A 22,077-nucleotide genomic window follows, 5' to 3' on the forward strand; every position below is an offset into this window, starting at 1 on the left:
GTGTCATAACCGGTCGGTTGTGACACCAGCAGACTACCATAGCTTTCGGCAAGTTTACGGTGCCACAATCCCGCATCAGAAAGCGTCCGCTTCCAGAAGCTCTGAATGCATCGGCTAAGCCGATAGTTGGCGAATTCTGCCGACCGTGCCGAAGTTGGCTCCGCAAGGAAAACGAGCGGTTTTCTCGCGGTCTGACAATGCCGGTCCCGGCAATCCGAAAAGAGCAAGAAAACCCGTTGTGAAAACCAGCGCCATCTTGCACCATGCCGGTAGTCTTTTCTGGCGGGGTACGCATTGCTCATTGGCTATATCCGAGTGTCCAAGTCGGACGGCACGCAAACGCTGGAGCCGCAGCGCGACGCGCTGTTCGCGGCCGGCATTGATCCGTCGCGCATCTATGAGGATATGGCATCGGGTCGCCACGATGCGCGGCCTGGCCTGACCGCCTGCCTGAAGGCGCTTCAGCCGGGCAACACGCTCGTCATCTGGAAGCTGGACCGCCTCGGCCGCGATCTGCGCCATCTGGTGACGACGGCGGAGGATCTCCGGTCGCGCGGGATCGGGTTGAAGGTGCTGGCAGGTGCCGGCGCGCAGATCGACACGACGTCTGCCAATGGCCGTCTCGCTTTCGGCATCTTCGCGGCGTTCGCCGAGTTCGAGCGCGAGTTGATCGCCGAGCGTACCCATGCCGGCCTTGCTGCGGCGCGCGCGCGCGGTCGCATGGGCGGTCGGCCGCGCAAGATGAACCGGGCGACGCTGACGATGGCGATGGCGGCGATGTCCGATCGAGGTGTCGTCGCGGCTGATGTCGCTAAGCGGCTCGGGATCACGACCACGACCCTGTATGTCTATGTCAACGGCGACGGCACCCCCAAGGCGCCGGGGCAGGCGTTGCTCGATGCGGGTCCCACTCGGCAACCGCAAAGCCAGGCTGCATAATGAGCGCGGGCGTCACGGTCCCCATCGAGGCGATCGTGACGCTCCGACGTCGTTTGGCGGCATTGCCGGCAAGGCATCCCGAGCGGCAGCCGCTGATGACATCGACCGCCGAACTCTACGACATCAGCCGCGCTACGCTCTACCGGCTGTTGCGCGGCGAGCGAAGGCCGAAGGACGCACACCGTGCCGATCGTGGCCTGTCGCGCACCATGCCTGCCGGCGAGATCGAATGGTGGTGTGAGGTCGTTGCGGCGATGAAGAGCCGCACGACCAACCGTCAAGGCCGTCGTCTCTCGACGAAGCGTATCCTCGAAATCGTCACCGAACACGGTGTCGAGACCCCCGATCGCGGTCTGGTGAAGCTGCCGGCAGGTCGGTTGGCTGCCTCGACACTCAACCGGCACATGCGGCAACGGGGATACGACACCGAGCGGATGACGCGCGAGCCGGCTGCGGTGCGCTATCAGGCCGAACGCGCCAACATGCTCTGGCATTTCGACATGAGCCCGTCGGATCTCAAGCAGTTGAAGGCCCCGACCTGGATCGATCCCGATCGTAATGGCGCGCCTACGTTGATGCTGTTCTCGGTGGTCGATGACCGGTCGGGCGTCGTCTACCAGGAATATGCGCTCGTCTATGGGGAGGATGCCGAGGCGGCGCTGCGCTTCCTGTTCCGTGCGATGGCACCAAAGGAGGACAATCCGTTTGGAGGTATTCCGGAGAACATCCAGCTCGATGGCGGCCCGGTCGGCAAATCGAGCGTGTTCAAGGGGGTCATGGAATGTCTCGGGATTACCGTCACTCCGCACATGCCAGCAGGGTCGGACGGACGCCGCACGACCGCGCGCGCCAAGGGGAAAGTCGAGCGCCCGTTCCGCACTGTCAAGGAAGCGCACGAGACGCTGTACCACTTTCACGAACCCGCCAGCGAGGAGGAGGCCAATCGCTGGCTGGCGCGCTACATCGCCACCTACAACAGCGGCGACCATCGTCGCGAGCCGCATTCTCGGATCGACGACTGGCTCGGCCACCTGCCCGATGGCGGCATTTGCGCCATGTGCAGTTGGGAGCGCTATTGCGCATTCGCGCGCGAGCCAGAGCGCCGCAAGGTCGGCCTCGACTGCCGGCTGACCGTCGCCGGCGTTACCTATGAGGTCACGTCCGAAGTGGCCGGCGAAACGGTTGTCGTCTGGTGGGGGCTGTTCGACCAGGAGCTATGGGTCGAGCATGGCGATGACCGATACGGCCCGTTCGATCCGGTCGGAGGGCCGGTGCCGCTGCATCGCTATCGCAAGCATCGCAAGAGCCGGCGCGAGGTCCGCGCGGATCGCGTCGATGCGCTGGCGACGAAGATCGGAATCCCTCGCTCGGTCTTGACGGGCGAGGACGACATCGTGGTGATCGGTCGCAAGCCCACGGTGCCGACAAGCTGGTGCAGCTCTTCAAGAACAAGGCGAGGGCCGAAGCCGAAACCGATGCGATCGACGCCGACCTACTGGAGGCGCTGGAGGACAAGGCGCGCGATTTCGAGAAGCTGATGGATCGCTGCTCGCCGCGCCGGCTCTCGATCTACGGACATAATGGCCTCAAGTTTTCTGAGACGATGGAAGTCGCGGAAATGGTGATGACGGGACGGCATCGCCGGGTTCCGATCATCCGGGGGCACCTCGGCAGCGCGCTCTATCGTCAACGCGTCGTCTTCGGCGGCGAGACGGTGGAGGTGCGCGATGCCGATCGCAGCGCTTTTGGCGGCATCTTCGGCATCAGGGAATACCCGGCGTCCACCACCCCCACGCAATTTCAATCTCTGCTGGCGGTCGATTTCGCGTTCGTGCTGACGCAATCCTTCACATTCCTCGGCCGTGCAGCGGCATCAGAGCGTTTTCGGCTGCGGCAAAAGCAGATGGAGAACGCCGATGATCGGGCCGTCAGCCAGATGCTCGATCTTGTCGACGCGGCGGACGATCTCATGTCCAACCGCTTTGTCCTGGGCGATCACCACTTCACGCTCGCGGTCTATTCCGACAGCCTCAAGAGCCTGCGCGACAACATGTCGATCGCCCGTGCAGCGCTGGCCGATACCGGCATGGTCGCGGCACGGGAATCCGGACTCCCCGCAAAACCAGTTTACCGCCAGTGACGCGGTTTTCGTGGCGATCCGCTCGGTTGCGTTCATCTCGCCCAACGTCGCGCAAGTCCGCTTCATCAAGCGCCTCCAGCGCGACCAGCAGGTGATTGAGACGCCTGCCATCGCAACCATCACTTTTGACGTGCTGTCGAAGCCGGAAACAGAATCCGGTCGATACGCCAATCCGCTCGGGTTTCAGGTCAAGACATACCGGGCCGACGTGGAGGTTCCGACACGATGAAGACCATCCTGCTTCTGGCCGCGGCGATCGGCGCCATGTCGGCAGCGCCGGCGATGGCGCAGACGCCTACGCAGCGCGGTCCTGATGCTCGTATCCGCGAGGTCAATTACACCGATGGAAACGTGATCCAGATCCGGAGCGCGTTCCGCACAGCGACACAGATTGAGTTCGCACCCGGCGAGGTCATCAAGTTCGTGGCGATGGGTGACACCGTGTCGTGGGAGGTCGCCCCGGCTGACAATTCGCTGTTCGTGAAGCCTCGCGAGCGCGCTGGTGCTACCAACCTCATCGTTGTGACGGACTGCCGCGCGCATATCGTCGGTCAGCTCGCGCGCACGAGCCGGATCAAGCCCGCCCCGGAGCAGTTGCCGTATCTCCGCCGGCTTGGCGTCGAACTGGTCCGCCAGGCTCTTCGTATCGTAGCCGTGGCGGGTAAGCTGGGGTTCGAGGTCGTCAATCTGGCGTGACAGCACACCCTCTACGGTAGCGGCATCGATCGGTTTCACGCTGGCCTCGAACCCGGCTTCGAACGCGCGCACGAGATGGCGGCCGATCTGGAGCGGTGTCTTAAGCTTGGCGGCGAGCAGGATCGCGGCGTCTTCGGTCAGCACGGCATCGGGTTCTATCCCCGGCGACAGTGCGGTGCGCAGCGCCCAGTCGATATAGTCGCGCTGCCGATCGCGCAGGCCGCCAAACTCGAACACGGTCGTCCGGTCGCCGATTTCCTCCATCAGCGGGCGTTTCAGGTCGTTGCGCAGCTTCGGATGGCCGACGAGGATCACGGCCAGTTGACCGCCGCCCTCGGTGACAAGCTCAACGAGGCGCTTGAGCGCGGTCAGCGTCTTTGGGTGGAGGTCGTGGGCGTCGTCGACGAACAGCGCGACCGGTCGCTTGGCCTTGCGAAACAGCTCCTGCAAATCGCGTTCGCGCCGTTCCGATTGGCTTGGGATCGAGACGGTCTTCTCAGACGAAAGATCATAGAACAGCGCTGCAACCAGCAGCGGCACCGATATCTTGGCCTTTTCCAGGCTGAGCGCGCGCGAGACGATCACACGGCCCTCGCGCTCTAGTTCTTCGCGCAGTCGCCGCGTCAGCACGGTCTTGCCCGAGCCGATGGTGGCCGTAAGCGCGATCAGGCGACCACCTGTGATCGCGGTCTTCAGATCATGGGTAAGCTGGGCATGATGCTCGGTCTCGAAGAAGCCGAGATCGACCGGGGGCCGGGCCAGCCCGTAATAGCGCATCACCTCGGTCTGCATCAGCCGCTCCGTCTGTGGCCGGGCGGGAATCGCCTGCGGATTTCATCCATCACTTCGGGCCGGGACAGCGTGCGCGCGAGCAACGCGTCGATGAAGGCGCGGTCCTCTTCGCAAAGGCCGCCAAGCGGCAGGCGCAGTTCCTCGGATATGGCGAAGCGTGCCTTGAGCGGCGTGGCGAAGGTGAGTTCGGCGAACGGATCTGGATCGGCGAATGGCCGGGCCGGCACAGGTGCGATCCCATCGGTGGACCGGAGGCGAACGAAGCCGTCATGAGGCGGCAGCCGCGAGCGATGTAAACAAGCGATAAGCCATGTTTTCACTCCACTGGTGAACAAGGCTAAATCGCTATTGGAGCGGGGGCTAGTCCGAAAATGCCCCGGTTGCTCGCTTCATCCCTCTTTGAGAACGGTTCGCAGATTGGTCCGATTTGGCTCAGAATGTAGTTGCGTCCTGTAATCCCGCGAACGGGTGGACGTGAATCACGCCTTCATAGCCATACCCCAACACTATATGTCGGATGGCCGAAGAAGCCTTTTTATACAATCGGATACGTTTCTTATCATAGAGGCCGACGTGATAGAGTGCGGTGCCGCGCCAGCTCACGCGGACATTGATATGCCACTTGCCAGACTCGTGCTGACAGACGTGAACGTCAGTCATCGTCCCGCCTGGAGGGCGTTGCGTCGTCAGCTCGCGTTCCAGTATGAGTTCTAATTCCATTGCCACCCTGCTAAAGCGATTTGACTGGTTTTCGCTGGCGCGCATTGCCCCCGCGCTCTACCAACTATGCGTCCTGTAACGGAGGTGTCCATAGATGGCGCGACGTGAGTCAGCTTCGATCGAGGAGCAGGCGGACCGCATCGTCCGTCAACTCGGCGGAAAGTGGCAAGGTGATTTCGCCATGTGCCGGTGCCCGGCGCACGCAGATGGGAAGGCCAGCCTGTCGATACGTGTTGGCGAGCGTGCCGTTCTCTTCCATTGTTTTGCCGGTTGCACGGCCGACGCGATCATGTCGGCGTTACGGACAGGCAAGATCCTCGCGCCCGCCAATCACGACCCAGGGCAGCGTCAGGACAGCAAGACGGACCTCAACAAGCTCGCGCTCGCGGTCTGGCGTCACGCCGAACCCTTCGCTGGCACACTGGCCGATCGCTACCTGCGCGAGGGGCGGTCGATCGTTCCTGATGGGATCAACGCTCGTTTCGACCCTCGCTGCCAATGCGGTGCTGGTGCCGCCAAGGCTTTTGCGCCTGCCCTTATTGTCCCTATCGAGGAGGACGCCGGCGTCGTCGCGATCCATCGCACATTCCTGCGCCCTGATGGCCGCTGGAAAGCCGATATGGACGAACCCAAGCGAATGCTTGGTAATCCCGGCGTCGGCGCGGTGCGTTGGGGTGGCGTACCGCTCGACGGCATCTTGCGGCTCGCCGAAGGCGTCGAGGACGCCGCCAGCGTGATGAACCTGCTGGAGCCAGGCCGCTTTGTATGGCCCGTTCTCGGGATCGAACGGTATCAGGCTGTTGCGATCCCGGAGAGCGTGCACACCGTCGTCATCTATAGCCAGCATGGGGCCGAGGCAGCGCGCGCGATCGAGCGCGCCACTCCGCATCTGGCGGCCAACGGCCGCCAGCTCGTCGTCAAGCCACCGCCCCATGCTGGCGACTGGAACGATCTGCTGCGCGAGATCCGTTCGCTATGAAATTGTTTCCTGGAGCGACGCGGTTCCAACGATGGACGATGGGGGCGACGTTCCTGATCGTGGCAACCTATGCAATCTCGCAGAACAAGCAGTCGCTCGTCGAAGTCTCGAAAACAAGATTGTCTTCGCCAAGTCCCGGGATCATCGATGGGGATACGATTGATTTTCCCAATGGACGGGTTCGCGTCGTCGGCATCGATGCGCCCGATGATGATCTGCCACAGCTAAAGGCCATCTCCAGCGAGGCGTTGCGCGGGCTGGCGCTCCGGGACGGCGGAATGGACTGCTCGGTGTCTATGTTTGACTATGCGCTGCGGCGGGAGAAGCAGTGCCGCACCGATCCGAAAAGCTACGGGCGGTTGAATCTGGCGTGTCGTTTTCCCGCCAATAAGGCGAGCGTGGGGGCAACGATGGTCGCCCAAGGCTATGCCGTCGACTACCGCATTTTCTCCGGTGGAGCCTATGTCGAGCTGATGCAGAAGGCGGCAGCGCAGCGGGCAGGATTATGGGGCGTGGACTATGAGGGAATGCGTCAGCTTGCTGTTCGCAGGGCGCAGGTGCCGCAGGGATGTAGCACAGGGACGATCAAGAAATAGGCTGCACAATGCTTGAACGCGGATCGCCAAGAGCGGCATTGATCGGCCGCTGGGGGATGGCCCTCACACTTGTTACCGGCGCGGTCCTGATCGGCCGCCTGATCCGTAATTTCCCCTATCTCCTGCCCAATCGGCTTCCTGGCCTTGTCCTATACGAGCTGGGTCCGGCGCTGATCTTGGTTGCTGCGGTCGGCAGCGCCGTGGTCTTCACCAAGGAAGACGGACCGCGCCTTGGCATCCCTGCGCGGCTCGTGCTGTTTGCACTCGTCGCGACGATCGCCGGGACCGCTACCCTTGCTGCCGAATATGCTGCCGCTCTCGACGGGCAATGGCTATGAACACGAGGTGTGCCACGTGGCACACCCCTATCGCGAGACCTACATGGCGTCGCGATGACTTTTGCGAGGGTGTGATGCCGATAGAGCCTTTCGTTCTTATTGTTGCCGATCACGACAGGCGCGTCTTTTCGGTCGAGGGGCCGATGGTGGACGACAACCCGTGGTCAAAGCCGGTCGTCGATGCTCAAGATGGCGGCAAGCGCCACATCAACTGCTTCGTTCCCGGTGGCCCCTCGCGCACCGACGTAGAGACCGCCGCGCGCGAATATCAGCGTGAATATGGGTATGCGCGTGTTGAGGCGGGATCGATCGTCAGCCGCAAACCCTGCTAAGGTCACAGCAACCGGCATCAATCAACCTGGTTCGTTCATGCTATCTATCTGGCGCATTTGACCCGCCAAGCCGCTCAGACGGCCCTTCAGGCGTTGATCGCCGCTGCCGGGCTGCTGGAGGGCCAACCTCGTCTTACGGTGCTTCAGGCGCTGGCGATTGGGCACGACGACCTTCCCGTCGCGAACGACGACACCCGTGATCTCCGCTGGCCGATCCACATAGTGCTTGAGCTTGTGATAGCGCAGCCCTGTCCGGTGGATCATGCGCCGCACATGCCAAACATCTGCTACGGGCACTTTCGCGCCGGAAATTGTCACGTCATCGACATAGACCGTCAGCGTGTAGCCCTTGGCCGTGCAGAACGCCGCGATCTCGGCCCACATATCGTGATAGCTATAATATGCCAGGATCGGGCTGAGGGGACTGCCCGTCGGCAAATGACCCTCGAACGTGCAAAGATCACCAAGAATGCCGGCAACGTCGGCGCGGCATCCCATGATGCTTTGGAAGAACGCGATCACCCGCACACGGGGCGTGTTGGGGAAGAACTTCTTGATGTCGAGGCAGTGAACGACGCGGTTGCCGCGATGGCGCGCGGCATTGCTGACGTAGCATCGTCCCTTCACCGGGCAGAACAGAAAAGATGGCGGCTCGATCCGCGCCAGCATCTTGGCGATACGGCCCTGTACACGCTTGAGCGGCGCGACCGGATCTTCAACCGGACGTTTTCCGCCACTCTTCTTCTCAATCTCAAACTGCCGATACCGATCCGGCCCGGTCGCCATTGCCCGCAGCTCAGCTTCTGCAAGGCCGAGCACGTCAGCGAGGCGGCGCGGACTCGTGAGCTTATAGAGCTGCGACTGATTGAGCGGGATGACCGTCTTATTCGGCATGGGTCCGACCGGACCGAGCCTCGAGGAATTGAAGCAGGCTCACCACCTTGCCAGCGACAAAGGTCCGTGCCTGGTCGAGCGTGCTCTTCTGATCGAGGTTCTCCGAAAAGAACATGATCGACGAGACAGGCATGTCGAAGACAGTGGCATAGCGCTGGATGATGTCCAGCGTGGGCGTCTTCAGGCCGCGTTCGATTTCCGACAGATACGACGTCGAAACCTCCAACCGCTCAGCCGCCTGCTTCTGCTTGAGGTCGTGATAGACTCGGATCAAGCGAAGAGCTTCACCCAACATTGCATCTCCTTTCAGGAGGCTATTCAGGGTGCGAATTACTGGCGGAAAACCTTGATGATGGAGAGGGCGATGTGGAGCAGTTGCACCACCACTCGCCCCAAGGCCACCACCGTCTTCAAAGTGGACGGACGGATCAGGCGCTTTGCCCAATGCTGCCGTCGCACCGTCTTCGTTCGCGCACGCTTCTCGTTCAGACCAAGCTTTCGCATGGCGTCCTCCTCTGCCAACCCCCACACCATGCAGGGGCGCCGCCGAGGCTTTGGAGGGTGGGGTAGAAGCACGTTAACCCTGAACACCAAGGCGGACACCGGGCCGTCCGGTGGCCGCCCGCGGCGCCGCTCGCTCGCACGCACGGAGCCACAAAGCAGAGAAGGTTTCTTCTCCAGGAGGGGTTTCCCCCTCGGTTGATGGCGACACATCCCCTTTCAAACTGAACGAGAGTGTGATGCCCTAGCGCACTTCGCTAGTCAACGAATAAAATCCGCTCACAGCGAATTTATTGCTCTGCCTAAGCGGCGGCCGACGACGTTCCGCCCTTCCCTGCCATGCGACTGGACGACTCGATGCCAATCTACCGGCGAGCAGGTCATTATGTCTGAAGCTTGCGGGCTGCGTGCCAGCGCCGCAGATAAGCCAAGGGCCGCCCTTTTGAGGCGGCCCCGACCATTTAGTTCCCTCGCGGGAAACGGACACTCCCCAGGGGGAGGCCGCGCGTGCTCCCCATGTAGAAACCCATCCCTTACGATTCAACTAAAATCTGAAAGGACATCAACCGGCCTTACGCGCCGGAACCGGTGGGCGTAGGCGGCACCCCCTGAGGCGGCGACGGGGGCGTCGAGGGCACCGGCAGCCAGGCCAACACAAGGCGCAGCATGTCGTCGAACTCCCCGACCGGCATTCGCATGATGCCGCCTTTGTCAGGGATTAGCCGGCTCACCGCCACGGTCGTCAGCTTGTCGCAGATCGCGAACGCCGCCCGACCGTCAATCGTGGTCTGCAGCGGAAAGGCCCACTTGTTTCCTGGCTGCGCTGCCGTCGAGCAGGGCACCACCGTGACCGCGCCATGCAGCGTGTTCTTGAACGACACGATGATGACGGGGCGCCGCTTCCAGAACTCCGGGAGCTGGGCGTCTTGCGGAAAGTCACACCAGTAGAGCTGACGGATGCTTGGCGCGGCCGTAACCCTCGGTTCCACTTTCGGGGGTGGATCTTGGATATGCGCGTTCACTCGTCGTCATCCTGTACCAGACGCAGCTTAGGCGCCCCGGCCCGGTTCTGACGGCGCTTCGCCAACTCGGCCTTGTCCTTGATCTCAGCCAGCTTCTCGACCGCGAACGGCGCTACTGCCTTAATCAGCCCATCGAGATGGTAGATGTTGGTGCGGCTGCCGGTTTCGGTCCGCCGCTCCTCGCGACGGATATACCCTGCCCCCTCCAGCGCAGCGATGTGCTTCTGGATCGTGCGCGGATGAACGTCCATCGCCTTCGCCATCGTGGTCTTGGACGGAAAGGGCTTGCCCTCCGCCGTCCACCATTTGCTCGCCAGATACACGATGATGTTGAGATCGAGCGGCGACAGCATGAGCTGGCGCTGATTTTCGATGATGACGCTCGGCAATGCAGTCCAGCCCGCATCCATCAGCGGCTTGGTCCACTTCTTCTCATTCGTTCGCAGATCGGCGCTGCTGTCCTTTTGCTTTTTCGCAGCCATGTGATTATCCTTTCTGGCTGCAAATATGCCCCTCGCGCGAAGGGGATTCAAGTTTGAGGGGGCGGCACTAGGGGCGCCCCACAGGGCGCGCAGGCCGCCCCCTCCCCGGCCCTTTGGACCGCCCACCCGGGAGCCGCACGGGGCCTACAAAGCATAGGACATCCCCATATAGGAACCGCTCAGGGTACACTCCTGGCGTATCAACCGAGGATAAACCCAGCGGGAGCCCCCACGGCCTCCCCCTCTCCCCGTGTTTTCCTATTCGCGCTGCCGCAAGGCAGGTGTGCCACGTGGCACACCCCCCATGACACGCCTGGAGCGTGGCACAGCTTGTTGGGCACGCTGCCCTCCCCCGGAGGCCAGACCGGTGCCGGGGAACACCAAGGGCGGCTGCCCTTTCGTTCCCGAACGACAATCAGGCCCCCCGTGTAATCCGCCAAACGCGGCACCCGACGCCCTGCGGAGCGTCGGCCGCGCTAGGCGGCTCGCCCGCGCCAGAGGCCAGATTCTCGCCCTCCCTCCCCATCCCGTTCCTCGCCGGAAAGGCAGAGCCGGTTGCTGTTGCGACCGGCTTTCAGCCTCAAAGGAAAGGAAGACATCATGGGACGGATCACCGACAATCGAGCCGACATCTATCAGGAAATCACCGATCAGATGATCGCGATGATCGAGGCCGGCACCCGGCCGTGGTCGAAATCGTGGAATGGCAGCACCGCACCGAATATCCCGCTCCGCTCGACCGGCGTTCCCTATCGGGGCATCAACGTCCTGACCCTTTGGGTTGCCGCCATGACCAAGGGCTATGCCTCTCCGCATTGGCTGACCTTCAAGCAAGCGCTTGCGCTTGGTGGATGCGTCCGCAAGGGCGAGAAGGGTTCGACCGTCGTCTATGCCAACAAGATCGAGGTTGACGCCGACAAGGGTGGAGAGAGCAGCGAGGACGGCAAGCGTCAGGTGGCGTTTCTTAAGCGCTATACCGTTTTCAATGCCGAGCAGATCGATGGCATCGAGGCGAAATATCCAACCCCCGCGCCGATCATCACCGCAACCAATCCCGATGAGCGGGATGCCGAGCTGGACGCGCTTTTCGCTCGCATCTCCGTCACCCTTAAACACTTCGGATCGCAGCCCTATTATCAGCCGAGCGGCGATCATGTGGTCATGCCCGAGTTTGCCGATTTCCACACCAGCGATGACTATTATTCGACCCTAGCGCACGAACTTTGCCACGCGACGGGACATGTTGACCGACTTGCCCGTCCCTCTCTCATTTCCACGAAGCGCGAGGACTACGCCCGAGAGGAATTGGTTGCCGAGCTAGGGGCGGCGTTCGTCAGCGCGACCATCGGCATCAAGCTTCACGACCGTGAAGACCACGCCGCCTATCTGGCGAGTTGGCTACAGGCCCTGCGCAACGACAAGCGGTGCATCTTCACCGCCGCCCGCCTAGCCCAGGACGCGTCCGACTGGCTCTTGAGCCGCATGGCCGTTGAGACGGCCCCTGAACTGGACGAGCCGGCATGAGCGCCCCCACGTCCCGGCCCCGACGAGGGCCGGGACGTGGCGGCGCGACTGGCCTATGATCCCAAAATCACGACCGTCGCCATCATTGACGGCGGTGAGCGCCACCTTTTCAATCAGCCGCTACTTTCGGGGTTGCCGACGTGCAAGCCAGGTGCGCATTTCGGCGATCTCGCGCCTTTGGGTTGCCACCACTGCGGCCGCGAGGCGGCGCACGGCGGGATCTCGGCCATACTTCAATTCGATTTCAGCCATCGCGATAGCGCCTTCATGATGGGGAATCATCGCGCGCATAAAATCGGCGTCGGCATCACCCGTGAAGGCTACGTCCATATCGCCATGCATCTTGGCATTTGCGGCCCGGTAGGCCCGCGTAGCGGGCGGCTCGTTTAGCGAGCCTGACACGGCACCAGTTGACCCATGCTGGGTATGCTGTGCCTTCGCGGAAAGCGGGGTTAAGACGGCGGTCATTGCCAGCATCAGCGCGAACGGCCTGTTGCTTCCGATCATTACGATTCTTCTCCAGTGATAGTGATTTGGTTCATGGGGCGGGCGAAGGTGGCTCGCTTCAGCGTCCAGACTGCCGCCCCGCCGCCGCGTCGAGCTCGGCCACGGCTTGCGCCGCGGCCTCGCAGTCGCTGCCGGTCTCTTGGCCCCGCTCGCAGCGTGTGACGACCAGTCTCGCCTCTTCCGCGTGGAAGCGGAAATAGCCGGCGTCGCGTGGTTTAATCAGCCCGCATCCGGACAGAACGATTGTTGCGGCAACGGCGATGATCGCCTGCTGCTTGCTGTTCCCCATTATGTCGATCCTCTCCATATTCCGGCCCAACGCCACTTCCCTCCGTTGCGACGCCATGCGTGAAATCCGCTGCGGTGAAGCCTTCCAACCAATCTGATGAGGATGATCGCGCTGGCTGGTGAGATCAGGCTAAAGGCACGTGCAAAGCGTGTGATGCGGACAAGCATCGAAGCTGCCATGAGCCAAAGGCCGGCAGGAAACGCGGGCAGCAGGTCAGCCATCAATGGCCACCCCTTGATCGCCCGAAAGTCGCGACCCGCCAAAGATACCAGATGACGGCCAGCGCGAGCACGGCGTTGCTGACCGGTTCGATGACGCTCGCCACCTGGCTATAGCGTTCGCCCAGCTCATAGCCCGCCAGCACGAGGATAACGGTCCATATGGCCGAGCCGGTGAGCGTCGAGACCAAGAATGGACCAAGGGGCATCCCGCTGACCCCTGCGGGCACCGAAATCAGGGTCCGGACTCCCGGGACCATGCGCCCGAACAGAACCGCCCAACGACCGTAGCGGTCGAACCAGCGGTCGACATGATCGACCTCACCGGGCGTCAACGTCAGCCATCGGCCGTGGCGGGAAGCAAAGCGCTTCAATCGTTCGATGCCGATCCAGCGGCCGACATAGTACCACAGCACCGCCCCTGCAGCCGATCCGAGGGTGCCGGCGATTGCCACCACCCACAGCGAGCCGCGCCCCTGCGCAGCGGTGTAGCCGGCAAGTGGCAAAATCACTTCCGACGGAATTGGCGGAAAGACATTTTCGGCCAGCATCAGCAGGAAGACGCCAAAGCCGCCGAGTGACGCGAGGATCGATGTTATGATGTCGAACACAAACCAGCCTCGTCAGAAGATCCAATAAGGGATCGCACAGGCCGCATCCATCGGCTCGCCCAAGGGCTCGTCATCGGCTCGCCGAGCTGCCGACGTCGCCATTGGTGGCGCGCTTGAGCGGACGAGAGCAGCGCAGGGTGAGGAAGGTGGTAGCGCTCAGGATGAAGGCGATGTCGTATAGGCCGTAGCCCACGGCCGCGCCGAGCGCGCCAGTCGCCCACAGACTGGCCGCCGTCGCTGTGCCTGACGCCTTGTCGCCCTTCTTCAGAATCGCGCCGCCCCCGATGAAGCCGACACCCGTAATCAGACCTTCGAGCAACCTGGCTTGCGCTGGAGACGTGCGGCCGAGGATCGCAATGCCCACCAGCACGAAGCCGCAACTGGCGATGGCAACCAACGGGAATGTACGGATGCCTGCGCTGCGGGCGTCGTTCTCGCGATCCCAGCCAACAGGAAGGGCGAGCGCGTAGGCGATGGCGAGACTGATGATATGGGTGGTTATCTCCCACCACGAGCTTTGAAACATGCCGGCCTGCCTGTTCTACGCGATTGCTCCAGATCGGAGGTAAAGGGGTAAGGTCGGGCCGAGAGTCCCACAGACGTTCAGGCCCAAGGCGGGGATCGCGAACATCGGCGATCCCTACCGGTGCAGACATGCGATGATGGCAGTCACGACGGCGGTGGTTTCCGCAACGTCGCGCACTCTCACCGTATCGAGGCCAATTTCAGCGGCGGGATAGTCATTCCCACCGGGGAAGATCGCATCGCCGATGAACAGCATCCCGTCGAGCGGGACGCCGCTTTCAGCACTCAAGCGCTTCAGGCCATAGCCCTTGTCCACCCCTGCCCTGGTCACGTCGATCGATGTCGTGCCACCTAGATTGATCGAGAGGTCCGGCAGCGTCGCGCGCAACGTGGCCTGCAACGCGGTCCTCTTCTTTCGGTCAGGATCCCACGCTTCCTTTTCCTTTAGCGGCGCTGCCTGCCCCAGCCCCGAAAAGGTAATCTGGCTGCCCCGGTCCTCAATCCGTTCGCCCCAGATACGTTCGTCGGCGAGGCCGGCATCGGTCAGGGCCTGATCGAAGGCCGCGCGGATCGTCGCCTTCTCTGCATCGTCGAACAGCTCGGCATAGACTGCGCGCCAAGCGCCATTGATGAACCGATAGAGTTTTGTGCCTGTGGTCGGCATCAACCAGAGACGGTCAAGCGCGGCGCCGGCAGGAAGACGCGAGGCGACCTGCTTTTCGAACTGCGGCCAGTCCCCGCCCGAGATCACCGCCACATCCGTGACGGCGAGCAATCGGGCGAGGGTTGCGGCCATATCTTCCGATAGCGGCCGCTTGCTCTCGGCAAGCGTGCCGTCGAGGTCGAAGGCGATCATCCACTTCATGCCGCCTTCCCCGCCGGATCGCGGTAGGCGAGCAGCCTGAGCGCATTGATGACAACAAGCAGCGTTGATCCTTCATGAACCGCCACCGCTGGCCCAATACCGAGGCCAAGGATGGTGGCAGGAACGAGGAAGGCGACGACACCCAGGCTGACGAAGACGTTCTGCCGGATAATTCCACGCGTATGCCGGCTTAGGCCCACCGCGAATGGCAAGTGCGCCAGATCGTCAGCCATCAGGGCGACGTCGGCTGTCTCCAGCGCAACGTCCGACCCCGCCGCGCCCATCGCGATGCCGACCGTGGCGCTTGCCATCGCCGGGGCATCGTTCACGCCGTCACCCACCATTGCGACCTTGTCTTCGCCGGCGAGTTTCTTGATCGCCGCAACCTTGTCTTCGGGCATGAGGTCGCCCCACGCCTCGTCGATCCCGACATCGTTGGCGATCGCTTCGGCGACTTTCTGGTGGTCGCCGGAGATCATAATCATCCGCGATACGCCCATCTCGTGCAGCCGGCGCAGCGCGGTTTTTGCCGCTTCGCGAGGCGTATCCATCAGGCCGATCGCGCCCAGGTCGCGATCCCCCTTGCGGACCACCATCGTCGTGCGCCCGTTCTCGCGCAGTTTCGCTATCGCGTCCTGCGCTCCCTGCCCCAGCGCCGGAATGCCCTCACTTCCGAACATCTCGGCCTTGCCGATCCACACCGTCTCGCCATCGACGCTTGCGGTGACGCCGCGACCGGTCAGGCTCTTGAGATCGCCGGCAGTGGGCAAGGCGCGCCCATCCAGACGTTCGCGACCGTCCTTGACGATCGCTTGGGCCAGCGGATGATCGCTCAGCGCCTCGACAGCCACGGCCAGCGCCAGCAGCTCGCCTTCATCGGCGCCATCGACCGGCACGACATCAGTGATGCGCGGCCGACCTTCGGTCAGCGTGCCCGTCTTGTCGAAGGCGATCGCCTTCAGCGACCCTAGATTTTCGAGCGGCGCACCGCCCTTCACCAGCACGCCGCCGCGCGCTGCGCGGGCGACGCCCGATAGCACCGCGCTCGGCGTGGCGATCGCAAGCGCGCAGGGGCTTGCCGCCACCAGCACCGCCATCGCGCGGTAGAAGCTGTCGCGGAACGGCTCGTCGACGACGACCCAAGCGAACAGGAGAAGCACCGACAGGATCAGGACGGCGGGCACGAAGATCCGCTCGAACCGGTCGGTGAAGCGCTGCGTCGGCGACTTTTGCGTCTCCGCTTCGCTCACCATCTTGACGACCTTGGCAAGCGCGCTTTCATTGGAACGGCGCGTCACCTCGATCTCGATCGCACCGCCGCCGTTGATCGTACCGGCAAAGACCCGGCTTTCCGCGTCCACCGCGTCGGGCTTGGCGCGTGCCGCCGCAGCGTCCGCGACCGGCACCTTGTCGACCGGAATGCTTTCACCCGTCACCGGGGCCTGATTGATCGCGCTTGCGCCCTTGATGATGAAGCCGTCGGCAGGCAGGCGCTCATTCGGGCGCACGATGGCGATATCGCCGACGACCATCTGTTCGACCGGGATTTCGCTGGTCTCCCCGTTGCGGCGCACGGTCGCGGTTTCCGGGGCGAGCTTCGCCAGTGCCTCGATCGCCTTCTTGGCGCGTCCCATCGCGTAATGCTCAAGCGCATGGCCAAGGCTGAACAGGAACAGCAGCAGCGCGCCTTCGGCCCATGCGCCCAGCGCAGCGGCGCCGGCGGCAGCAACCAACATCAGCGTGTCGATCTCGAACTTCTTCATCCGAAGGTTGTCGATCGCCTCGCGCAGCGTGAAGAACCCGCCGAAGAAATAGGCTGCGACATAGCAGGCCGTGGGCAGCCACTCCGGTGCGCCGGCAACCAGCCTTTCGATCGCATAGCCGATCCCCAGCAGCGCGCCGCAGGCAAGCGCGAAGATCAGCTCGGTATTGGGGCCGAGAAATTCGGCGTGGCTATGGTCGTGACCATCGCCGGGGCCGTGCTTCTCTTCGCCCGCGTCGTGGCCCCCGGGGCCGTGGTCGTGGCCGGCATGGTCATCGGCGGCGACCCGCTTGCCAACCCTCACCTTCAGCTTGCGAAGAGCAGCGCGCACTTCCTCTTCTGTGGTCTCTCGGCGATCATATTCGACCCGGACCGACCCGCTGGTGCTGGCGCTTGCCTGTACCACCCCGGGCAACGCGCATAGCGCATCGCTGACCGTGCGCGCCCGCCGTTCGTGACTGATCCCTGTCACCTGCCAGATCGCATGACCGTAGCGTTCAGTGATTTCGGCACCTGCGGCCCGCACCATTTCACGCAATCGCGGCAGCGGTAGCTTGGCGGCGTCGAAATGGATGCACAGGGCCGCCGGCGTGTCGCCATCGAGGCAGATCACATGCGCCCGCTCGACGCCTTCGCGCTTTGACAGGGTTGATACGAGACGGTCCAGGCAAGCGTCGGCCGCGTCAGGAAGGTCCGGCAACAATACTGGAATATCGAGTTCGAGCTTGTCGTTCATGACGACCTCCTTTCGCTTTTCTTGGTTTCGGCGCGCGCGTCGCGCAGGATTTCGACACCGCCCTTGATGGCGATGATGGCGGTAGCGAAGCCGACCAGAAGGTCCGGCCAGTTGGTGCCCAGCCACAGCACCAGCACGCCCGCGATCAGGATGCCGCCATTGGAAATGAAGTCATTGAAGCTGAAGGTGGTGGCGGCCCGTAGGTTAACGTCCGGATCCTTGAGCCGCTGGAGCAGCCGCAGGCAGAGGTAGTTTACGACGCCGGCGATCGCCGACATGACCATCATGGTCGGTCCGATCGGCTCGCTGCCCTGAAGGTAGCGCCGGCCAACGTCGATCAGGATACCGCCCGCGAAGATCAGCAGCATGACGCCCGAAGCGACCGCAGCGCGTGTCTTCCACGTCTGGCCCCGGGTTAGCGCCACAAGGCTCAGCGCATACACAGCCGTATCGGACAGATTGTCGACACCGTTGGCGATCAGGGCGCTCGAATCCGCGAAAAATCCTGAGACGAAGAAGCCCGCCGCGATTGCCGCGTTCAGCAGCAGGACGATCCAGAGGGTGCGACGCTCTTCGCCGCCATTGTTGTCGTTGCTCGGGATCATCCCATGATCTCCTCGAGCGTTAGCAGGGCAAGGAACCCTACGAAGAACATCGAGCTGATGAGCGGGGTGTCAGGCTTCTCGTGCGCCTCAACCAGCAGCTCTTCCGTGACGAGGTAGAGCAGCGCCATCAGCCCAAAGCTCAGGAAGCCAGCGACCATTACCGGCGAGAGCGTGGCGACAGGAACGGCAGCGAGCGCGCCGATCGGCAGCAGCAGCGCCAAGGCCGAGACGATCACGATGATGCGCAGGCGCGAGCGATAGGTTTCCGCCAGCTCGTTGGTCAGTGTCAGACCCAGGAAGAGCACTTCGAGTGTCAGCGCGATCGTCAGCAGAAATCCCGCCTTCTCGCCCGCGACGAACGCAAGGCCGAGCACCAGGCCATCGACCAGGATGTCGATGCCGATCGCGGCGAGCAGCGCCATCGGCCCCTTGAAGCGGGCCTCGAAAGCCTTGAGACCCAGCATCGTTACGACGCCCGCCGCCCCGCCGATCAACGTCGCGCTGGGCGAAGCCTCATGCTTGACCTGCGGCAGGATTTCAGTCGCTGCCGCCGCGAACACGACGCCGGCAGCAAGATGCTGTAGCCCCGCCACGAGGCCAGGATTTAACTTGGTGCGGCTCGCGATGATCGCGCCGAGCACGACCGCCAACACAGGCGCAAGCGTGTAGAGCAATGCCTGCATATCCTATGATTCCTCCGGTGTTCGATGACAGACGCGGATCTTCCCGCGCTGCGTGAAGGCGATCGACCCGCCCGCCACGACTGCCCGCGACTGGTCGCCGCGAAATTCTTCGCCGGTCCGTTGCGCGTGCAGGATCTCGGTTCTGCCCTTGGGCAGCCAGGTGACAGCCATCTTCAGGCCGTCGTCGATGAAGTCGACATCGGCGCGCGATCCATCGTCGCAATACATGATGCGCTGCGCGATCAATCGAGGCGTCAGATGCTTTTCATGCGCCGGCTCGGCCGGTTGGCTTGGAGCGGGGGTGCACGCCCCTACGACCATACCCGCGAACAGAACGGCGCCGATGCGCGCGGCTGTCAGGCCAGGCAGGTGCCGCAAGGCGCGCACCGCCCTCACCACAGCACGCCGTGATCGGGCGTCAGCGGCTCAGGGGCCGGTAGTCCCGCCGTCTGAAGAAGGTCGATCTCGATCGTGCGGCACATGGCCGTGAGCGGGACATCGTGGACGCTATTGGCGAACGGATCGGTCAGATCCTCGCCGATGCTCAGCACCGCGAGGAAGACGAGTCCGATCAGCGTCGATCCGATCGGCGTGGCAAGGCCCAGGGATTCGACCAGCGCGATCGGAAGCAGCACGCAGAACACGCGCGTGAAGAGGTTCGGGAAGAACCGAAAGCCATTGGGCAGCGGCGTGTTCTTGATCCGCTCCATGCCACCCTGCGCATTGGCGATGTCGATCAGGACGCGCTCTACAGTTGCCTGCTGGATCTCGGTGATCCGACCTTCCGCGAGCGCGTCGGCGTAATTGCCCGATATGTCCTCCAAGAGCGCGTTGGCAGGGTTCAGGCGAGCGACCGCCATATCGGCGACGTCCGTTCCGGCGATCCGGGCAATGTCTTCATAGGGCGACTGTCGGCGAAGCTGGCAGCGCATCGAGTGCGCGAAGGCGATCTGCCGCAGGATGATGTTGTGCCGCGTCTCACTGCCCTCGGGTTCCCCCTTGGTCAGGCTGCGTGTGATCCTGGCCAGGCTGCGCGACGCATTGATGAGCGCGCCCCAAAGGGTTCGCGCTTCCCACCAGCGCGCATAAGCTGCGTTGGTCCGAAACCCCATGAAGAGCGCGATGGCAGTGCCGAACAGCGCCGTCGGCAAAGGCGGTTCCTTGATCGGGGTCATCATGTGGAATGCCGTCACCGCCACGTCCCACACGAACAGGATCGTGAGAGGCTTCCAAACCTCGATAATGATCTGCCTAAAACGTGGCCTCGCGCCGACAATCATATCAATTACGCCCTAAATCTCTTAGCGATCGTCATCCGATCGGCATGTTCATGATGTCCCGATAAGCGGACAGCAGCTTGTTCCGGACTTGCAGGGTCGCCTCGAAAGTAATGGATGCGCGACTCTGGATGAGCGCGACGGTTGCAATGTCGGTGGTTTCGCCACGCTCATATGCTTCGGTGACGACATCCTCCTGCTCCTGGGTCTCGTTGACCTTCGCGACCACGGCATTGAGGGTATCGGCGAAGTTCGACGCCGGAGCGGTCGGCGTCACGCCGGGCGGTGCCGTCGGCTGCGCCTCGCGCAAGGCGCGGCTTCGCGCGATCACTTCGGCCCGAATGGCCATCACATTCGAGATCGACGTGTCAGACATCGTTTCTCTCCCGTTCCAGTGCGACGTGTCGGAAGACAGGACGGTTCATCGGGTGCCCTCCCGTTCGCAGATTCGGGTGCGGCCCTCGCCTTCCACGACGGTGAGCTGCGACCCCTTGAAGGTCGCGGTGGCTGTCTCGCCGACATATTGGAGGCCCTGCGCTGGCGCGGTCAGCGTCATGGGCACGGCGCTGCTGGAGCGCCGCAAATCGATCTGCAGGCCGTTGTCCTTGTAGTCGACGAACAGCGGTTCCCCGTCGGAACAGCGATAGGGATGGCGCCCCATTTCCCCGGTCGCCACGGCGCTGTCGGACGAATGGATTTGCTGCTCCGTTGGCGGGGCTGGCGGCTTGCTTTCCGTGCAAGCCGCCAGCCCGACAACGAGGATGAGGGCGGGCAGTACCCGCTTCAACGGCATCATCGCGCCTTCCTCCTGTAGCGGGAGGGGACGCGCTGACGATTGATCCCACGGGCAGGCTGACCCACCCGCCAGCGCAGATAGGTTGCAAGGCGATCGTCAGCCTCGATCATCAGGGACCGCAGACGACGCAACATCATCGCCGCGAACGGCAGAGACAGCGCCCCGCGCAGCGTGCAGCTATGTGTTAGCCTGGTGCCACCATCGTCCCCTGCCAGCTCGTACCGCTCTTCGAGCGTGAACAGATAAGGGATGCCGCACGACCAAGCGAAGGCGCGCGGCTTGTCGAACTGATCGACCCGGGCCGGCGTCCGAATTGGCCGGGTGATGCCCTGGATCGCGAAGGTACATTCCGTCTCGCCAAGCTGGCACGGGTTGTCGAGGAATACGAGCGGACTCCAAGCCCGACGATGATCCGGATCGGTGATCGCCGACCAGATCCGCAGTGGCCCGCCGTGAAGCATTGAGCTGGTTATGGTGCGAGGCATATCCCCATCTCCCAGAGATGAGCGGGGCGATCGCGGATCGCCCCGCTCACCCATCAGGCCAAGTTGTTCACGAAGGTCTGACCGTGGTCGTCCCCTTCATGCTCCTCATTGTAGTGCTCGGGCTTCTCGATCACTTTCTGCCCGAACCGGGCGTAGAGCGTCGGCAGCACGAACAGCGTCAGCAGCGTCGCCGAGATCAGGCCGCCGATGACGACGGTCGCCAATGGCTTCTGCACCTCCGCGCCCGCCCCCTCGCCAAGCGCCATCGGCACGAAGCCGAGGCTTGCGACGAGCGCGGTCATGACGACGGGCCGCAGGCGCTGCATTGCGCCGACATGGGCCGCCTCTTCGCGCGATAGCCCCGACCGGATCAGATCCTGGATCGAGCTGACCATCACGAGGCCGTTGAGGACCGCGATGCCCGACAGGGCGATGAAGCCCACCGCCGCCGAGATCGAAAAGTCCATGCCTCGCAAGAAGAGCAGCAGGACGCCGCCCACCAGCGCGAATGGCACGCCGGTGAAGACGATCGCAGCATCGCGGACCGATCCCAACGCCCCGTAGAGGAGCAGCAGGATCAAGATGAAGCAAGCCGGAATGACCAGCTTCAGCCGCTCGCTCGCCGATTGCAGGTTTTCGAACTGGCCGCCCCATTCGAGATAGGTGCCGGCAGGCAGCCGGAGTTGGCTGCCGATCGCCGCCTGCGCATCCGCCACGACGGATCCGACGTCGCGGCCACGCACGTTGGCTTGCACCACCACGC

At 63.2% G+C, this 22,077-nt stretch carries 28 protein-coding genes and 4 pseudogenes; 10 read left to right on the plus strand and 22 right to left on the minus strand.

All coding sequences use genetic code 11. The features are described from left to right. Positions 1–294: 294 nt before the first annotated feature. The 5 genes and pseudogenes from S2M10_RS05540 to S2M10_RS23080 form a co-directional block, all read left to right on the plus strand. The gene (locus tag S2M10_RS05540; protein WP_037519505.1) at positions 295–939 is read left to right on the plus strand and encodes a recombinase family protein; all 645 of its coding nucleotides are present in this window, start codon (positions 295–297) and stop codon (positions 937–939) included. After that, positions 939–2,321, plus strand: a pseudogene (locus tag S2M10_RS05545) (IS481 family transposase); the annotation flags it as partial. The gene S2M10_RS05540 and the pseudogene S2M10_RS05545, both read left to right, overlap by 1 nt. A gap of 71 nt (positions 2,322–2,392) precedes the next feature. Continuing rightward, a pseudogene (locus S2M10_RS05550) lies at positions 2,393–3,043 on the plus strand (transporter); the annotation flags it as partial. Further along, on the plus strand, positions 3,003–3,308 hold the full coding sequence (locus tag S2M10_RS05555; protein ID WP_348770534.1) for a type IV secretion system protein: 306 nt from the start codon (positions 3,003–3,005) through the stop codon (positions 3,306–3,308). The pseudogene S2M10_RS05550 and the gene S2M10_RS05555, both read left to right, overlap by 41 nt. A 53-nt stretch (positions 3,309–3,361) precedes the next feature. Next, positions 3,362–3,562, plus strand: a pseudogene (locus S2M10_RS23080) (TrbG/VirB9 family P-type conjugative transfer protein); the annotation flags it as partial. A gap of 48 nt (positions 3,563–3,610) precedes the next feature. On the opposite strand, the pseudogene S2M10_RS23085 reads toward S2M10_RS23080, so the two are convergent. The 3 genes and pseudogenes from S2M10_RS23085 to S2M10_RS05575 all read right to left on the minus strand — a co-directional run. Next, positions 3,611–4,567: pseudogene (locus tag S2M10_RS23085) on the minus strand (AAA family ATPase); the annotation flags it as partial. Continuing rightward, the gene (locus S2M10_RS05570; protein WP_247650661.1) at positions 4,567–4,902 is read right to left on the minus strand and encodes a hypothetical protein; all 336 of its coding nucleotides are present in this window, start codon (positions 4,900–4,902) and stop codon (positions 4,567–4,569) included. The pseudogene S2M10_RS23085 and the gene S2M10_RS05570, both read right to left, overlap by 1 nt. A 97-nt stretch (positions 4,903–4,999) precedes the next feature. Next, the gene (locus tag S2M10_RS05575; RefSeq protein ID WP_211090890.1) at positions 5,000–5,332 is read right to left on the minus strand and encodes a hypothetical protein; all 333 of its coding nucleotides are present in this window, start codon (positions 5,330–5,332) and stop codon (positions 5,000–5,002) included. Between the two features lie 49 nt (positions 5,333–5,381). Here S2M10_RS05575 and S2M10_RS05580 point away from each other — a divergent pair, with 49 nt between their 5' ends. The 4 genes from S2M10_RS05580 (at position 5,382) to S2M10_RS05595 (ending at position 7,532) form a co-directional block, all read left to right on the plus strand. Next, positions 5,382–6,266 (plus strand): toprim domain-containing protein, encoded by an 885-nt coding sequence (locus S2M10_RS05580; RefSeq protein ID WP_026008893.1) that lies wholly within the window; start codon positions 5,382–5,384, stop codon positions 6,264–6,266. A 38-nt stretch (positions 6,267–6,304) separates the two neighbouring features. After that, positions 6,305–6,862 carry a thermonuclease family protein gene (locus tag S2M10_RS05585; RefSeq protein ID WP_019368210.1) on the plus strand — a complete coding sequence of 186 codons (558 nt, stop codon included), beginning with the start codon at positions 6,305–6,307 and terminating at the stop codon, positions 6,860–6,862. A 56-nt stretch (positions 6,863–6,918) separates the two neighbouring features. Beyond that, positions 6,919–7,200: a hypothetical protein gene (locus S2M10_RS05590; protein ID WP_017503475.1), complete on the plus strand. Its 282-nt coding sequence runs from the start codon at positions 6,919–6,921 to the stop codon at positions 7,198–7,200. Between the two features lie 74 nt (positions 7,201–7,274). After that, on the plus strand, positions 7,275–7,532 hold the full coding sequence (locus S2M10_RS05595) for a hypothetical protein (RefSeq protein ID WP_019368209.1): 258 nt from the start codon (positions 7,275–7,277) through the stop codon (positions 7,530–7,532). A 21-nt stretch (positions 7,533–7,553) separates the two neighbouring features. Here S2M10_RS05595 and S2M10_RS05600 read toward each other — a convergent pair whose 3' ends face one another. The 5 genes from S2M10_RS05600 to S2M10_RS05620 form a co-directional block, all read right to left on the minus strand. After that, entirely contained in the window at positions 7,554–8,426 is an 873-nt protein-coding gene (locus tag S2M10_RS05600) for a reverse transcriptase family protein (protein WP_019368208.1), read from the minus strand. After that, positions 8,416–8,718, minus strand: coding sequence for a helix-turn-helix transcriptional regulator (locus S2M10_RS05605; RefSeq protein ID WP_211090891.1), 303 nt, complete (start codon positions 8,716–8,718; stop codon positions 8,416–8,418). The genes S2M10_RS05600 and S2M10_RS05605 overlap by 11 nt, the downstream gene beginning before the upstream one ends. Positions 8,719–8,756: 38 nt before the next feature. After that, a complete protein-coding gene (locus S2M10_RS05610) occupies positions 8,757–8,930 on the minus strand; it encodes a hypothetical protein (protein WP_236704401.1) in 174 nt (57 codons plus the stop codon). 569 nt (positions 8,931–9,499) lie between these two features. Next, positions 9,500–9,949, minus strand: coding sequence for a type II toxin-antitoxin system PemK/MazF family toxin (locus tag S2M10_RS05615; RefSeq protein ID WP_119184528.1), 450 nt, complete (start codon positions 9,947–9,949; stop codon positions 9,500–9,502). Then, the gene (locus S2M10_RS05620) at positions 9,946–10,431 is read right to left on the minus strand and encodes a helix-turn-helix domain-containing protein (protein ID WP_017503469.1); all 486 of its coding nucleotides are present in this window, start codon (positions 10,429–10,431) and stop codon (positions 9,946–9,948) included. The genes S2M10_RS05615 and S2M10_RS05620 overlap by 4 nt, the downstream gene beginning before the upstream one ends. A gap of 600 nt (positions 10,432–11,031) precedes the next feature. Here S2M10_RS05620 and S2M10_RS05625 point away from each other — a divergent pair. Next, positions 11,032–11,955 (plus strand): zincin-like metallopeptidase domain-containing protein, encoded by a 924-nt coding sequence (locus tag S2M10_RS05625; protein ID WP_019368205.1) that lies wholly within the window; start codon positions 11,032–11,034, stop codon positions 11,953–11,955. Between the two features lie 120 nt (positions 11,956–12,075). Here the strand turns inward: S2M10_RS05625 and S2M10_RS05630 are convergent, their stop codons facing one another. The 14 genes from S2M10_RS05630 to S2M10_RS05695 all read right to left on the minus strand — a co-directional run. Further along, positions 12,076–12,462, minus strand: a complete 387-nt coding sequence (locus tag S2M10_RS05630; RefSeq protein WP_235527226.1) for a DUF305 domain-containing protein — start codon at positions 12,460–12,462, stop codon at positions 12,076–12,078. Positions 12,463–12,520: 58 nt separating this feature from the next. Beyond that, positions 12,521–12,751, minus strand: coding sequence for a hypothetical protein (locus S2M10_RS05635; protein WP_231471584.1), 231 nt, complete (start codon positions 12,749–12,751; stop codon positions 12,521–12,523). A gap of 220 nt (positions 12,752–12,971) precedes the next feature. After that, a complete protein-coding gene (locus S2M10_RS05640; RefSeq protein WP_019368201.1) occupies positions 12,972–13,580 on the minus strand; it encodes a DedA family protein in 609 nt (202 codons plus the stop codon). Positions 13,581–13,650: 70 nt separating this feature from the next. After that, positions 13,651–14,106 (minus strand): MgtC/SapB family protein, encoded by a 456-nt coding sequence (locus S2M10_RS05645; protein WP_019368199.1) that lies wholly within the window; start codon positions 14,104–14,106, stop codon positions 13,651–13,653. Positions 14,107–14,220: 114 nt separating this feature from the next. After that, positions 14,221–14,970 carry an HAD-IIB family hydrolase gene (locus S2M10_RS05650; protein WP_019368198.1) on the minus strand — a complete coding sequence of 250 codons (750 nt, stop codon included), beginning with the start codon at positions 14,968–14,970 and terminating at the stop codon, positions 14,221–14,223. After that, a complete protein-coding gene (locus S2M10_RS05655; protein WP_019368197.1) occupies positions 14,967–17,468 on the minus strand; it encodes a heavy metal translocating P-type ATPase in 2,502 nt (833 codons plus the stop codon). The genes S2M10_RS05650 and S2M10_RS05655 overlap by 4 nt, the downstream gene beginning before the upstream one ends. After that, positions 17,465–18,073: a cation transporter gene (locus S2M10_RS05660; RefSeq protein WP_019368196.1), complete on the minus strand. Its 609-nt coding sequence runs from the start codon at positions 18,071–18,073 to the stop codon at positions 17,465–17,467. Before S2M10_RS05660 ends, S2M10_RS05655 begins: the two co-directional genes overlap by 4 nt. Then, a complete protein-coding gene (locus tag S2M10_RS05665) occupies positions 18,070–18,756 on the minus strand; it encodes a transporter (RefSeq protein ID WP_018251225.1) in 687 nt (228 codons plus the stop codon). The genes S2M10_RS05660 and S2M10_RS05665 overlap by 4 nt, the downstream gene beginning before the upstream one ends. Before the next feature lie 3 nt (positions 18,757–18,759). Then, on the minus strand, positions 18,760–19,143 hold the full coding sequence (locus S2M10_RS05670) for a hypothetical protein (RefSeq protein ID WP_026008892.1): 384 nt from the start codon (positions 19,141–19,143) through the stop codon (positions 18,760–18,762). Between the two features lie 5 nt (positions 19,144–19,148). Further along, positions 19,149–20,036, minus strand: a complete 888-nt coding sequence (locus tag S2M10_RS05675; RefSeq protein WP_019368194.1) for a bestrophin family ion channel — start codon at positions 20,034–20,036, stop codon at positions 19,149–19,151. A gap of 31 nt (positions 20,037–20,067) precedes the next feature. After that, entirely contained in the window at positions 20,068–20,409 is a 342-nt protein-coding gene (gene fliE / locus S2M10_RS05680) for a flagellar hook-basal body complex protein FliE (protein WP_019368193.1), read from the minus strand. 45 nt (positions 20,410–20,454) lie between these two features. Continuing rightward, positions 20,455–20,829 (minus strand): hypothetical protein, encoded by a 375-nt coding sequence (locus S2M10_RS05685; RefSeq protein ID WP_019368192.1) that lies wholly within the window; start codon positions 20,827–20,829, stop codon positions 20,455–20,457. Beyond that, a complete protein-coding gene (locus S2M10_RS05690) occupies positions 20,826–21,314 on the minus strand; it encodes an SRPBCC family protein (RefSeq protein WP_066609250.1) in 489 nt (162 codons plus the stop codon). The genes S2M10_RS05685 and S2M10_RS05690 overlap by 4 nt, the downstream gene beginning before the upstream one ends. Positions 21,315–21,367: 53 nt before the next feature. Then, positions 21,368–22,077: efflux RND transporter permease subunit (locus S2M10_RS05695; RefSeq protein WP_168845236.1), on the minus strand; the 710-nt coding region annotated here is incomplete at its 5' end.

The sequence above is a fragment of the Sphingomonas sp. S2M10 genome, from assembly GCF_012650175.1.
In the GTDB taxonomy this organism is placed as follows: Bacteria; Pseudomonadota; Alphaproteobacteria; order Sphingomonadales; family Sphingomonadaceae; genus Sphingomonas.